The 15,569-nt window shown below is 32.3% G+C and carries 9 protein-coding genes and 1 CRISPR repeat array; of the genes, 5 read left to right on the forward strand and 4 right to left on the reverse strand.

The window, feature by feature from the left end:
• Positions 1 to 113: 113 nt before the first annotated feature.
• The 3 genes from E0F76_RS14160 to tgt form a co-directional block, all read right to left on the reverse strand.
• Complete coding sequence (locus E0F76_RS14160; protein WP_132007405.1) at positions 114 to 995, reverse strand: DMT family transporter; 882 nt, start codon at positions 993 to 995, stop codon at positions 114 to 116.
• Positions 982 to 2,070, reverse strand: a complete 1,089-nt coding sequence (locus E0F76_RS14165) for an LptF/LptG family permease (protein ID WP_132007408.1) — start codon at positions 2,068 to 2,070, stop codon at positions 982 to 984. The genes E0F76_RS14160 and E0F76_RS14165 overlap by 14 nt, the downstream gene beginning before the upstream one ends.
• Positions 2,071 to 2,149: 79 nt before the next feature.
• On the reverse strand, positions 2,150 to 3,280 hold the full coding sequence (gene tgt / locus E0F76_RS14170; RefSeq protein ID WP_132007411.1) for a tRNA guanosine(34) transglycosylase Tgt: 1,131 nt from the start codon (positions 3,278 to 3,280) through the stop codon (positions 2,150 to 2,152).
• Between the two features lie 291 nt (positions 3,281 to 3,571).
• On the opposite strand from tgt, the gene cas9 reads away from it, so the two are divergent.
• The 4 genes from cas9 (at position 3,572) to cas2 (ending at position 9,788) form a co-directional block, all read left to right on the forward strand.
• The gene (cas9, locus tag E0F76_RS14175; protein WP_132007414.1) at positions 3,572 to 7,633 is read left to right on the forward strand and encodes a type II CRISPR RNA-guided endonuclease Cas9; all 4,062 of its coding nucleotides are present in this window, start codon (positions 3,572 to 3,574) and stop codon (positions 7,631 to 7,633) included.
• A gap of 272 nt (positions 7,634 to 7,905) precedes the next feature.
• The gene (gene tnpA / locus E0F76_RS14180) at positions 7,906 to 8,337 is read left to right on the forward strand and encodes an IS200/IS605 family transposase (RefSeq protein ID WP_132007417.1); all 432 of its coding nucleotides are present in this window, start codon (positions 7,906 to 7,908) and stop codon (positions 8,335 to 8,337) included.
• A gap of 214 nt (positions 8,338 to 8,551) precedes the next feature.
• Complete coding sequence (cas1, locus tag E0F76_RS14185) at positions 8,552 to 9,448, forward strand: type II CRISPR-associated endonuclease Cas1 (RefSeq protein WP_132007420.1); 897 nt, start codon at positions 8,552 to 8,554, stop codon at positions 9,446 to 9,448.
• A complete protein-coding gene (gene cas2, locus E0F76_RS14190; RefSeq protein WP_132007423.1) occupies positions 9,441 to 9,788 on the forward strand; it encodes a CRISPR-associated endonuclease Cas2 in 348 nt (115 codons plus the stop codon). Before cas1 ends, cas2 begins: the two co-directional genes overlap by 8 nt.
• Positions 9,789 to 9,905: 117 nt before the next feature.
• Positions 9,906 to 13,137: a CRISPR direct-repeat array (repeat unit 46 nt; unit sequence GTTGGGAATTATAAGCTAAAATACAATTTTGAAAGCAATTCACAAC).
• A gap of 428 nt (positions 13,138 to 13,565) precedes the next feature.
• On the opposite strand, the gene E0F76_RS14195 is transcribed toward cas2, so the two are convergent.
• The gene (locus tag E0F76_RS14195; RefSeq protein ID WP_132007426.1) at positions 13,566 to 15,155 is read right to left on the reverse strand and encodes an NAD(P)/FAD-dependent oxidoreductase; all 1,590 of its coding nucleotides are present in this window, start codon (positions 15,153 to 15,155) and stop codon (positions 13,566 to 13,568) included.
• A 132-nt stretch (positions 15,156 to 15,287) separates the two neighbouring features.
• On the opposite strand from E0F76_RS14195, the gene E0F76_RS14200 reads away from it, so the two are divergent.
• Positions 15,288 to 15,524 (forward strand): hypothetical protein, encoded by a 237-nt coding sequence (locus E0F76_RS14200; protein ID WP_132007429.1) that lies wholly within the window; start codon positions 15,288 to 15,290, stop codon positions 15,522 to 15,524.
• Positions 15,525 to 15,569 lie beyond the last annotated feature (45 nt).

Here is a 15,569-nt window from a genome sequence, read left to right on the forward strand (position 1 = left end):
GTATATTTTTTGTTTTAATTCGAACTGCAAATATAAAATTTAAAATTATCAAAACATTACTTTTCTTATTCAAATGCAAATAAATTGATAGAAAAACACTCTTAAATTTATTATTATTTAGGTTTAAAATAGTGTTTTATGATACCATTTAAGATAACTGTAGCTACAATTATTATAGCTCCAATATAGAACTCAAAACTCATTTTCTCTTTCTCGCCTATGATGAAATATGCCAAAATAATTCCATAAACAGGTTCTAAACTAGTGGTAAGCATCACTGTATAAGGAGAGAGTTGTTGCATTATTTTTACTGATGCAGTAAAAGCGTAAGCCGTACAGATGGAAGCGAGAATTAGAATTAAAATCCAATCATTTGATGTCAAAACAAAAAAATCAGGAGTAAATTTATTATCGAATAAAAAATAGATGGATATAAAGAAAACGCCCGAAATAAATTCATAAAAAGTGATAACTGCCGAATCATTTTTTACAATTAACTTTCCATTCATCAGTGTAAATAAAACACCAATAATCACTGAAATTAAAGCATAAATCATTCCTTCAAAATAATTAATTTCAACCTTTAATATTAAAGATAAAGAAGCAATAATGACAAGCCCAAAAAACACTTCATACCAAAGTACTTTTCTTCCGTAAAAAAGAGGTTCCAATAATGAGGCGAAAAATGCTCCCAATGAAAAAATTGCTAACGTGATAGACACATTAGATAAATGAATGGCTTTGAAAAAAAATATCCAATGAACCGCAATTAATAGTCCCACAAAAATTAATTTCAGAAACTCTTTTGTCGGAATTATAAAGGATTTCTTTTTGAAAAGGATATAAAGAAATAAAAAACCACTAGCAAAAAGCATGCGATACCAAACTAAAGAATCGGCATTAATTGAAATTAAGGCACCCAATATTGCTGTGAATCCCCAAATAAATACAATTAAATGAAGATTTAAATAACTACTTAATTTACCGTTTAGCATTTCGTAATAAAAATATTGCTAAAATTCCAAATATGAAATTAGGAAACCAAACTGCTATAATAGGGGGAAAAGTAGATTTCTCAGCTAAAGTTCCAAATATTTTATCAAAAAACACAAACGAAAAAGCAATTGCAATTCCTATTGCTAAATTCATCCCCATTCCTCCTCTACGTTTCATAGAAGAAACAGCAACAGCAATAATTGTCAGAATAAATGCGGAGACTGGAATACTGTATTTTTTATACAATACCACTAGATATATGTTAATATTAGAAGAACCTCTACCTCGCTCCTTCTCTATAAACCGGTTTAATTTTCCTAAATCTAAGGTTTCGGCAATATATATAACAGGGGTTAAATCTTCTAAGTCAAAACTAAACTTGGCATTTCTTTGATCCGCTTTTTCTATTTTATCTCCAAACTCCCCTACTGTTCTTTTAACAAAATCATACAAGGTATAGTTCTTAGTTTTAGGGTTCCATTGGATTCTTCTAGCCGAAATTTTATATTGTAATTTGTTTTTATTAAATCTCTCGTAACTAAAATTATAAGCCGTTTTAGTTTCTGCATTGAAACTATTTACATAAATAAACTCATTTTTGGCAATTTGACGAAAAACATCCGTAGCATCACCTCGCATCACCTGTTTACCATCACCTCTAAGATATGTATATCTAAAATTATTAAATCCTTCACTGGCTTTTGGCACAATAAAAAAACCCATTAATAATATAAAAACAGATACGATGGAAGCACCAATAATAAAAGGCCTTAAGAATCTTGTGAAAGAAATCCCTGAACTCAAAATAGCTATAATCTCTGTGTCGTTTGCTAGTTTTGATGTAAACCAAATCACAGATAAAAATAGAAATATAGGAAATAGAAGATTGGTAAAGTAAATTGTGAAATTGAAATAATAGACCAAAATTTCCATAATTGGAACTTTGTTTTCTATCATTTTATTGATCTTTTCAGATACGTCTATTACAATGCCAATAGGCGCAAACAAAAGTAACATAACCGAGAAAGTCGATAAATATTTCTTTAATATGTATTTGTCTAATATTGTTAACATATTTTATTTATGAGTTATGAATTATGAATTATAAACTACAAGCTAACTCATAATTCATAATTCATAACTCATAATTATTTTAAAGTCTTTGGCTCATATTGCGAACCATCATGTCTTTCCAAGTTCTAAAATCTCCTGCTAAGATATGTTTTCTTGCTTCACGAACCAACCACATATAAAACCCAAGATTATGTATCGTAGCGATTTGTTTTCCAAGGTATTCATTGGCGGCAAACAAGTGACGCAAATAGGCTTTTGTATATTCTGTATCTACAAAAGTGTGTCCCATTTCATCAACTGGAGAAAAATCATCTTCCCACTTTTTGTTTTTAATATTAATCGTTCCATGCGCTGTAAACAACATTCCGTTTCTCGCATTTCGCGTTGGCATCACACAGTCGAACATGTCAATTCCTAAAGCAATATTCTCTAGAATATTAATTGGAGTTCCAACACCCATCAAGTAGCGAGGTTTGTCTTCAGGAAGGATTTCACAAACCACCTCAGTCATCGCGTACATTTCCTCAGCGGGTTCCCCTACCGAAAGTCCGCCAATAGCGTTTCCTTGTTGATTTGAATTGGCAATATATTCCGCTGATTGTTGACGTAAATCTTTATACGTACTTCCTTGAATAATTGGAAAGAAAGTTTGATCGTACCCATATTTTGTTGGCACTTTTTCTAAATGATTGATGCATCGATCCAACCAACGGTGGGTCATGTGCATTGACCGTTGAGCGTATCTATAATCACAAGGATATGGTGTACACTCGTCGAATGCCATAATAATATCGGCCCCAATTGTCCGTTGAATTTCCATCACATTTTCGGGTGTGAAAAAATGATACGAACCATCAATGTGTGATTTGAATTTTACGCCTTCTTCTTTGATTTTTCTATTGGCCGAAAGCGAATACACTTGATAGCCACCAGAATCGGTCAAGATATTACGATCCCAGTTCATGAATTTATGCAACCCACCTGCTTTTTCCAATATTTCAGTTTGCGGACGTAAGTACAAATGATAGGTATTCCCAAGGATAATATCGGGGTTTATATCGTCTTTCAATTCCCGCTGATGCACCCCTTTTACTGAAGCTACTGTACCAACAGGCATAAAAATTGGGGTTTCAATCACACCATGATCAGTGGTAATACTTCCAGCTCTAGCTTTAGTATGTGGATCTTTTTGTAATAAATCAAATTGCATAAGGACTTTTTTCAGTGCGCAAAGATAATTTATTTAAGATTTAAGAATTAGGAATTGAGGTTTTATTTAGAATACATTTCAAAATAAAAAAAGCGACCCTTTTGAGGCCGCTTTGAATGTTTTCACAACGGAATAATCCTTATTGTGAATTGCTCAAAATTGTAGTACAATGATACAATAAAAGTTTTAATGTTCGAATGTGGTTTTTCATAAAAAAGGTAATTTTTTTATTGTTAAATTTAGAGATTAATTTACAGTCCGTGAAAAATTATCATAAAATACAGTTATAAAATGAAGAAAATATTAGGATTGGATTTGGGGACAACATCAATAGGTTGGTCATTTATAAACGAATCAGAAAGCGAAAATGAAACTTCATCCATTATAAATACAGGGGTTCGTATTGTTCCGCTTAGTACAGATGAAGAAGCTGATTTCAAAAAAGGCAATACAATCTCAATAAATGCTGATAGAACATTAAAACGAGGAGCAAGAAGAGGTTTACAGCGTTTTAAACAAAGAAGAAATGCTTTATTAGAAACTTTTAGCAAAATAAAATTCATTCCTCGTGATTTTATTTATGCCGAAACTGGAAAAGAAACTACTTTTTCTTCATATCAATTAAGAGCCAAAGCAGCTGTTGAAGCCGTTACAAAAGAAGAATTGGTTCAGGTTTTATTGATGTTGAACAAAAAACGAGGTTATAAAAGCAGTCGAAAAGCCAAAACTGCCGAAGAAGGAGAAGCAATTGACGGAATGAAAATTGCCAAAGAAATTTTTGAAAATAATTTAACACCTGGTCAATGGGTTTTTAATTCTTTATCAAATGGAGGCAAATATATCCCCGACTTTTATCGTTCTGATTTACAGAAAGAAATGGAAAAAATTGTTTATTATCAAAATCCATTTCACTCAGAACAAATGAACAATAAATTACTTGAAGATATTCAAGGAAAATCGAGAACACAAACTTCTCAACATTTTACTAAAACTCTAAAAATAGAACTTGCAGAAAACAAAGGAACTAGGGAAGAAACCAAACTGCAACATTACAAGTGGAGAGATGAAGCTTTGACAAACGAACTAGATTTGAAAGTTTTGGCCCTTATTCTTACTGAAATCAACAATCAAATTAATCAATCCAGCGGTTACCTTGGAGCTATTAGCGACCGAAGTAAGGAATTGTACTTCAATCAAGAAACGGTTGGTCAATTTCAGTACAAACAACTTCAAAAAAATGTACATTCAAAACTAAAAAATCAAGTTTTTTATCGTCGAGATTATTTAGATGAGTTTGAAAACATTTGGGAAACACAGACACGATTTCATCCTGAATTAAATGACAAACTCAAATCAGAAGTTCGAGATATTACGATTTTCTACCAACGAAAACTTAAATCTCAAAAGCATTTAGTAAGTTTTTGTGAATTTGAAAAAGGACATAAAGCCATTCCAAAATCGTCTCCTTTATTTCAAGAATTTAGAATTTGGCAGAATTTGAACAATGTTGTTGTTAAAAATGAAATTACAAAAGAACCGTTCCTTTTAGACGAAGATTTAAAAAAACTTATTACTCAAGAATTATTGTTTAAAGATAGTATGACTGACTCACAATTACTCAATTTTTGTGGACTTAAAAAAGCAGAATACTCGGTTAATTTCAAAAAAATTGAAGGCAATAGAACCAATACCGAAATTTACAAAGCATTTGAGAAAATTTTAGTTTTAGAAGGTAATGATGAATTAGATATTTCAAAATTAGATGCAATTGATATTAAAACAACAATAAAATCAGTCTTTTCGGATTTAGAAATTAATACCAAATTATTGAATTTTGATACAACAATTCAAGGCAATGATTTCGACAAACAGCCCTATTATCAATTATGGCATTTGCTATATTCGTCGGAGGAAGACGAACCCTTGAAAAAAACTTTAATGACAAAATTTGGTTTTAAAGACAATCATATTCCATTTCTTTTGAATGTAAAACTGCAAGCAGATTACGGAAGTTTGAGTGCTAAAGCCATAAAAAAAATATTGCCACATTTGATGGACGGACATATTTATGACAAAGCCTGTTTATTAGTCGGCTACAACCATTCATCATCATTAACGACAGAACAAAATAATGAAAGAATTCTAAAAAACACTCTTGAATTACTCAAGAAAAACAGTTTGAGAAATCCTGTGGTAGAGAAAATCCTAAATCAGATGATTAATGTGATTAATGCTATTATTGCTGACTCAACAATGGGGAAACCTGATGAAATTCGTGTAGAATTGGCTCGTGAGTTGAAAAACAACAACGAACAGCGCAGCGAAATGACAAAAGAAATCAACAAAAGTACCGCTGAACACGAACAAATTAGAAAATTATTACACACCGAATTTGGAATCCATCGGGTAACTCGAAACGATATTATTCGTTATAAACTTTGGAAAGAGTCAGATGGAATTTCGCTTTATACAGGGAAACCAATCGAACCATCAAAGCTGTTTTCTAAAGAGTATGATATTGAACATATTATTCCAAAATCACGTTTGTTTGACGATAGTTTTTCTAATAAAACAATTTGTGAACGCCAATTAAATATTGATAAAAGTAACAAAACTGCCTATTCATTTTTAAAAGAAAAATTAACTCCCGAAGAATTTGACCAATTCGAAAAAAGGGTTCGAGGGCTTTTTGGAAAAGTCAGTAGAACCAAGCAAAATAAGCTTTTGATGGCTGACAGCGATATTCCAGAAGATTTTATTGCCCGTCAATTACGAGAAACACAATACATTGCAAAAAAAGCGAAAGAAATTTTGTTGGAGGTCTCCAGAAATGTAACTACAACAATTGGAAGTGTAACCGACAAACTTCGTGAAGATTGGGAATTAGTTGATGTGATGAAAGAACTTAATTGGGACAAATACCATAAATTAGGGTTAACCAAAGAGGAAGAAGGCAAAAATGGAGAACGTTTATATAAAATTCTGGATTGGACAAAACGAAATGACCATCGCCACCACGCTATGGACGCAATAACAGTTGCATTCACTAAACCTGCTTATATTCAGTATTTGAATAATTTGAATGCAAAAACGCAAGGAGAGAAAAAAGCCGGAGCGATTTACGGAATAGAAACCAAATATTTAGAGCGAGATAAAAATAACAAACTACGTTTTAAATCTCCAATGAAAAACTTTAGAGAAGAAGCCAAAAAGCAACTTGAAAACATTTTGATTTCTTATAAAGCCAAAAACAAAGTCGTTACCAAAAACAAGAATATTACTAAAAAAAGTGGTGGTACAAATCAAAAAATTCAACTTACACCTCGTGGGCAATTACATAAAGAAACCGTTTACGGAAAACTGCAACGTTATGAGACTAAAGAAGAAAGCGTAAACGCTAAATTTACTAAAGAATACATCGCTAAAGTTGCCAAAAAAGAATATCGAGAAGCACTTTTGAAACGATTGCAACAAAATAACAATGATTCTAAAAAAGCATTTACAGGTAAAAATGCTTTAAACAAAATACCAATTTACATTAGTTTGAAAGATAATATTGTAGTACCTGAAAAGGTAAAAATAGTATGGTTAGAGGACAATTATACAATACGAAAAGACATTACACCTGATAATTTCAAAGACATAAAAAGCACAGCTAAAGTAATGGATTCGGGTTTGAAAACTATTTTAGAAAACCGTTTAGCAGAATTTGGTGGCGATGCTAAAAAAGCTTTCGTGAATTTAGACGAAAATCCAATTTGGCAAAACAAAGAAAAAGGAATTGCGATAAAACGAGTAACTATAAGTGGTGTGAGCAATGCGCAAGCCTTGCATACCAAGAAAGATCATTTAGGCAACGAAATTTTAGATGAAAACGAGAACCCAATTCCAGTAGATTTTGTGAGTACAGGAAATAATCATCACGTGGCTATTTACAAAGACGAAAAAGGCAATCTACAAGAAGAAGTAGTTTCATTTTATGATGCTGTTGTTCGTATAAATTTAGGGTTATCCGTTATCAACAAAAATCACAAAAAAGGTTGGGAGTTCCTATTCTCTATGAAGCAAAATGAGTTTTTTATATTTCCGTCAGAGAGTTTCAATCCACACGAAATGGATTTATTAAACTCTAGTAATTATCATTTGATAAGTCCTAATATTTTTAGAGTGCAGAAGTTTGGGTCCCTTCTTTCAGGTTTTTGGTTTAGACATCATTTAGAAACTCAAATTGAAACACCAAAAGAATTAAAAGGTATTACTTTTAAAGTAATTCAAAGCGCTAATAATTTAAAAGATATAATAAAAGTCCGTATCAATCATTTAGGTCAAATTGTTCAACTTGGAGAATATTAATTATGATAAAACGCACCCTTTTCTTCGACAATCCCGCTTATTTGAGCACCAAAAAAGAGCAAATTATAATCTATTATCCAGCTAAATTCAATAGGATTGGGCTTTAGCCCATTCGACAAAAATAGAAATATATAAAATGGCTATAGCCAAAATATTTCGGCTAAAGCCAATATTCAAAATCAATTATTATATCCCTCCAGCTAAAGCTGGAGGCAATTCAAAAACTAAAGCTGGAGGCAATTCAAAAATGAGAACAATATAATAATCAAATTATGTCATACATCAAAACCTATATTCATTTTGTTTGGAGTACAAAAAACAGAATTCCTTTTTTGGACAGCAAAGAATTAAGACAAAAAGTGTGGCGTCATATCAAAGAAAATGCCCAAGAGAAAGTGATTTTTGTAGATCATGTTAATGGATATACCGATCATTGCCATTGTTTGGTTTCTATAGAAGCAGATCAAACCATTCAAAAAGTAACGCAACTCATCAAAGGGGAATCTTCGTTTTGGATTAACAAAAATAAATTGTGTTTAGAGAAATTTGAATGGCAAGATGAATATTTTGCTGTTTCGGTTTCGGAATCTATGCTTGATAAAGTTCGAAATTACATTAAAAATCAAGAAGAACATCATAGCAAACAAACATATCAGGAAGAATATGATGAATTTATTGCTAAATATAAATTTCAAAAAGAATAGTTTTTTGGCTAAAGCCATTTATATTATTATCATTTTTTCCCTCCAGCTAAAGCTAGAGGCAATTCATAAAATGAGGTAATTAATATACAGATGCATTTCAAAAGTTGGAGACTATTAAAATGAATAGGATTGGGCTTTAGCCCAATCATAAATATATAATATATCAAAAGGCTTTAGCCAAAATTTTAATTGAGCATTTTTAAATCCAAAAACGATGATAAAACGTACTCTTTTCTTCGGTAACCCAGCGTATTTAAGCACGAAAAATGAACAAATAGTAATCTCATATCCTGACAAAGAACTAGAAATAAAAACAGTCGCTATTGAAGATATTGGAGTTGTCGTGCTGGAAAATCAACAAATCACAATTACCAATGGTTTACTCGAAAAACTAACTAATAACAATGTGGCATTAATTAATTGTGACCAATTTCATTTACCTATTGGTTTGTTAATGCCTTTGAATGGTCATACAGAACAATCGGAGCGGTTTAAGAACCAAATTAATGCTTCCGTCCCTCTCAAAAAGAATTTGTGGCAACAAACTATTAGCTCCAAAATTATGAACCAAGCAGGATTGCTCAAAGAAAAAGGAATTCCGTGTCGAAAAATGGAACTTTGGGCAAAAGAAGTGACTTCAGGAGATGCTTTAAATCACGAATCGAGAGCCGCTGTTTTTTATTGGCAAAACCTCATCACAGTAGAAAATTTTACTAGAGGACAAAAAGGAATCCCACCAAACAATTTATTGAACTATGGATATGCCATTTTACGAGCCATTACAGCTAGAGCAATTGTTAGTTCTGGGATGTTGCCAACTTTGGGCATTTTTCATCGCAACAAATACAATGCCTATTGCCTTGCGGATGATATTATGGAACCCTATCGTCCCTATGTAGATTTGATAGTATGCCATATTATGGAAACTGAAGATACTTTTGAAGAATTGACGATTGATATCAAAAAACAATTATTGAACATTGCCAGTATTGATGTTTTCATTGATGGAAAAAACAGTCCGTTGATGGTTGCAATGAGTAGAACAACGCATTCCTTACAGGAATGCTTTGAAGGAACAGCAAGGAAAATTTTATACCCTGCATATGTATGACGATAATTACACTCGTTTAAACCAATATAGAAGTTTGTGGATATTAGTATTTTTTGACCTTCCAACCGAAACACGCAAAGAGCGTAAAATTGCTAGTTCGTTTCGCAAGAAATTATTAGACGATGGTTTTTCTATGTTTCAATTTTCGATCTATATGCGATTTTGTGCCAGCCGAGAAAATGCCGAAGTGCACGGAAAAAGAATAAAAAACAATCTTCCCGAACATGGAAAAATTGGTGTGATGCAAATAACCGACAAACAATTTGGGATGATGGAACTTTTTTACGGTAAAAAGCAAGTAGAAACAGACAAACCTTCACAACAATTAGAGTTATTTTAATGGTACAGGATAAGAAAACAGACTAACTCGCTGTATTACACCAAACAAGCACCACTTCTTTTCATTTTCAAAATAAGCTCATAACTGCCAACATATCAAACGATTGAATCGCGGTATGTTGGGAATTATAAGCTAAAATACAATTTTGAAAGCAATTCACAACTCTATAATAAACGGGTATTCCTTTTGGTGTGTTGGGAATTATAAGCTAAAATACAATTTTGAAAGCAATTCACAACAATTCTTGTAACATAGTCGTTTGAAAGAGGTTGGGAATTATAAGCTAAAATACAATTTTGAAAGCAATTCACAACGATACTATGGAAATTCTATTTTTATTCGTTGTTGGGAATTATAAGCTAAAATACAATTTTGAAAGCAATTCACAACACAAGTGTATCAGCAATATCATTAAATGAAGTTGGGAATTATAAGCTAAAATACAATTTTGAAAGCAATTCACAACTATATCAAACAGTTGTGATAATCATAATAAGTTGGGAATTATAAGCTAAAATACAATTTTGAAAGCAATTCACAACTAGGTTCTCCTTGATTTTCAAATTCTACTGGTTGGGAATTATAAGCTAAAATACAATTTTGAAAGCAATTCACAACATAGCTGTAGACTTATCTATAACAATAGATGTTGGGAATTATAAGCTAAAATACAATTTTGAAAGCAATTCACAACAACGGTGTTGTTTCCCAAACAGAAGCATCTGTTGGGAATTATAAGCTAAAATACAATTTTGAAAGCAATTCACAACTTATGTAATAGGTTAATATTTATATTATTTGTTGGGAATTATAAGCTAAAATACAATTTTGAAAGCAATTCACAACATTTGTAATTGATTTTCTTGGTTTATTTTAGTTGGGAATTATAAGCTAAAATACAATTTTGAAAGCAATTCACAACTTCGCTTTCGCATCAGCGTTATCGATTTTGTTGGGAATTATAAGCTAAAATACAATTTTGAAAGCAATTCACAACATATAACCGCCATACAATTCATTAACAGTAGTTGGGAATTATAAGCTAAAATACAATTTTGAAAGCAATTCACAACAGATATGAATATGTACTTGTGCAGCATCAGTTGGGAATTATAAGCTAAAATACAATTTTGAAAGCAATTCACAACTTCTGAGGAGTTGAGGCTACGCAAGCGTTTGTTGGGAATTATAAGCTAAAATACAATTTTGAAAGCAATTCACAACTAGATTTGTGTATATTTGTTGGGCTTAGGTGTTGGGAATTATAAGCTAAAATACAATTTTGAAAGCAATTCACAACACAATAAGTCTAATTATTTTATCAACTTTTGTTGGGAATTATAAGCTAAAATACAATTTTGAAAGCAATTCACAACACTAAACCCACAGTAAGTACAAACGTGTGTGTTGGGAATTATAAGCTAAAATACAATTTTGAAAGCAATTCACAACTCATGCAGGTATTGCCCCATATTTTGGTCAGTTGGGAATTATAAGCTAAAATACAATTTTGAAAGCAATTCACAACTATGGATAAGTAATGTTTTATATTTTTCGTGTTGGGAATTATAAGCTAAAATACAATTTTGAAAGCAATTCACAACTGTCGTTACATTATAATAATCATTTGTCTTGTTGGGAATTATAAGCTAAAATACAATTTTGAAAGCAATTCACAACTCTTCTGTTAAAGTAAAGTATAAGTTTTGAGTTGGGAATTATAAGCTAAAATACAATTTTGAAAGCAATTCACAACTAAGCAACCTATTGACATTGTGTGATGGTGGTTGGGAATTATAAGCTAAAATACAATTTTGAAAGCAATTCACAACTTGTACTGCTTTGTTTGTTTGTCTAATGCGTTGGGAATTATAAGCTAAAATACAATTTTGAAAGCAATTCACAACTGTCACAATTAGAGTTAGATGGTCTTTATTGTTGGGAATTATAAGCTAAAATACAATTTTGAAAGCAATTCACAACGCAATTAGAATCTACGTCAATGAATCTGCAGTTGGGAATTATAAGCTAAAATACAATTTTGAAAGCAATTCACAACTAGGTGTTTCGACACCTTTAGTATATTTTCGTTGGGAATTATAAGCTAAAATACAATTTTGAAAGCAATTCACAACAAATTCTATCAGCAAATTCAGAATCTTGTTGTTGGGAATTATAAGCTAAAATACAATTTTGAAAGCAATTCACAACACGGGAGTCCCAGTTGCACCAACAGCTACCGTTGGGAATTATAAGCTAAAATACAATTTTGAAAGCAATTCACAACAAAGAATCCTATTCAGTTAAAATGGGAGGGTTGGGAATTATAAGCTAAAATACAATTTTGAAAGCAATTCACAACTAGTAAAAGACTTTATTACGCTATCGTATTGTTGGGAATTATAAGCTAAAATACAATTTTGAAAGCAATTCACAACAATCGCTGCATTGTTTTACGTTTTCTAATGGTTGGGAATTATAAGCTAAAATACAATTTTGAAAGCAATTCACAACGGAGGTTTAGTGGTTAATGCCAATTCCTTTGTTGGGAATTATAAGCTAAAATACAATTTTGAAAGCAATTCACAACTAAGAATATATAATAAATCATTGTCTTTGCGTTGGGAATTATAAGCTAAAATACAATTTTGAAAGCAATTCACAACTAATGAGTAAAATAAAACGTCATTACAAAAGTTGGGAATTATAAGCTAAAATACAATTTTGAAAGCAATTCACAACAAGGAGTCGTAGATCCTTTGTTAAATGAAGTTGGGAATTATAAGCTAAAATACAATTTTGAAAGCAATTCACAACGGGACCACAATTGTTTCTCCAAAACAAGTTGTTGGGAATTATAAGCTAAAATACAATTTTGAAAGCAATTCACAACACAAAACTAAACCTATCTTCAATGAAAATAGTTGGGAATTATAAGCTAAAATACAATTTTGAAAGCAATTCACAACACCTACAATCTGAGCATTTAATGCGAATGGGTTGGGAATTATAAGCTAAAATACAATTTTGAAAGCAATTCACAACAAGGTGAGAACGAGAGAGAGAGGGGAGAGAGTTGGGAATTATAAGCTAAAATACAATTTTGAAAGCAATTCACAACAGTTTCGGAACAACAGCAGGCGACGGCACAGTTGGGAATTATAAGCTAAAATACAATTTTGAAAGCAATTCACAACCTGTCTAAAGATGCTTGAGAATATTCTCCTGTTGGGAATTATAAGCTAAAATACAATTTTGAAAGCAATTCACAACAAATGGAGACTCCTACACTAAAATTATTATGTTGGGAATTATAAGCTAAAATACAATTTTGAAAGCAATTCACAACGGAAAATCGTTGCAACAAAATCGGAAGGTCGATTTTCCGTTGTTAATTGGATGATTAAGACTGTGAAAAATAGAAAAATATTTTGTTGTAAATGTTACAACAAAACTTCTGGGTGGAACGATTAATCAAAAATAGAGGATTTCAACATATTCCAAATATTTGTCAACGTTAAAAACAACAGTAATACATGGGTTTACCATAAATTTTAGTTTTTAATAAAAATATTTCTATACTTTATCAAAATCTTATCACAATAAGGCTATATGCCGTAGATGAAAATCTTTAGTCCTGCTTCGGTGGGACTTTTTGTTTTCATAAACAGTTTACTAATTGTCACCTTTAATATTGGTAATAAAATAACACCTAACAGGTTTTAAAAACGGGTTAGGATTTAGCATTAAAATTTAAAAATAAATAAAACGTGTAGTTTACCTTTTCAAAACCTCCCCGATTTTCAAGGCACATTTTTCCCCATCGATTGCTGCTGAGATAATCCCTCCTGCATAACCTGCACCTTCTCCGCAAGGATACAAGCCTTTTATTTGAAGATGTTCTAAAGTGTCGGAATCTCTAGGAATTCGAACTGGCGATGATGTTCTTGATTCGGGTGCGTGAAGAATGGCTTCATTAGTCAAATAGCCGCGCATTGATTTTCCGAATTCAGTGAAACCTTCTCTTAATATTTGGGTAAGAAATCCAGGAAAAACGGATCCCATTTCCACCGAAGTGGTTCCGGGAACATACGATGTTTTTGGAATAGTTGCAGAAACTTTATTTTGAGTAAAATCGACCATGCGTTGCGCTGGAACTTTTTGAGTTTGCTTCGCCTGTTCGCTAAAGCTCGAGCCCCCTGCCAAATGCCAAGCTTTTTGTTCGATACTTTTTTGGAATTCCATTCCAGCTAAGGCACCAAATTTGGCAAAAGGCTTAAAATCTTCGAGTTTTAATTCGATCACAATTCCAGAATTAGCAGTTGCCTGATCTCTTTTTGATGGTGACCAACCATTAGTTACCACTTCGCCTGGACTTGTAGCACAGGGCGCAATCACACCACCGGGACACATACAAAAGGAATATATTCCTCTTCCGCCTACTTGTTTCACAATCGAATAAGGTGCTGGAGGCAAATGTTCACCACGATAATCACAACTGTATTGAATACTATCTATCAATGATTGTGGATGTTCCGCTCGAACGCCAAGAGCAAATGCTTTGGCTTCGATGAAAATTTGCTTTCTATCTAATAATTCATAAATATCTCGAGCAGAATGTCCAGTGGCTAAAATTAATTTATTGGCATTAATAGTGTGGCCATTATTAGTCACGACGCCTTGAACTTCATTATTTTTGATAATAATATCAGTCAGTCGAGTTTCGAATAGGACTTGACCTCCCATTTCGATAATTTTCTCCCGAATATCCTGGATAATTTGTGGTAATTTATTGGTTCCAATATGCGGATGTGCATCAACTAAAATATCTGGTGAAGCGCCATAAGCAACAAATAGCTCTAAAATCCGGGTTACATCGCCCCGCTTTTTGGAACGGGTGTATAATTTTCCGTCGGAATAAGTTCCTGCACCACCTTCACCAAAACAGTAATTACTATCTTCATCAACGACATGTTCTAAATTGATTGCTTTCAGATCACGACGGCGACCACGAACCTCTTTCCCTCGTTCTATGACTATTGGCTTCAACCCCATTTCTATTAATTGCAGAGCAGCAAACAATCCTGCTGGACCTGCACCTACAACTATTACTTCTTGCGAATTGGAAACATTTTTATATTCAGGAAGTTCTATTTTAGTTTCAACTAAAGGCTCTCCTACTTTAAAAATAGCCACTTTTAAATTGAACTTTACCGCTTTTTGGCGTGCATCAATTGACCGTTTTAAAATCGAAATATGTTGGATTTCTTTGGCGTCAAGCCGAATTAATTTCGCGACATGCTCTTTGAGCACCATTTCGTTTGAGGCTATCTCTGGCGTAACTTGAAAAAGAAGTTCTTGTGGCATTTTACAATTAATTGGGTTATTTGAAAACCATAATGAAATGCAAAAATAGCACTTTGATATGAATATGTTTATTGAAACTAGAATCCATTTTCAAATAAGTCTTTGTAACTTTACGTTCTAAAAACTTATTAAATGTCTCGACTAATTAAACTAATATGGGATTTTCGTGGTCCATCTTCGGCAAAAACAGCGGAACATCATGAAATTCATTTGAAGGAATACATCATTACAGAAAAATTATCTCCGAATATTACTGGATTTAAAATTGTAAATGAAATGTATGCAATTGCATTTATGGTGGTAAATGAAGAGAATATGATTCAAGTTCGGGATTCTTTGAAACCACATCGAGGAGAGGTTTTTGAGTGATCAGTGTTCAGTGGCAGTGTTCAGTGTGTGAGTTTAAAAATTCTA

The sequence above is a fragment of the Flavobacterium cellulosilyticum genome (assembly GCF_004349355.1).
Taxonomy (GTDB): Bacteria; Bacteroidota; Bacteroidia; order Flavobacteriales; family Flavobacteriaceae; genus Flavobacterium; species Flavobacterium cellulosilyticum.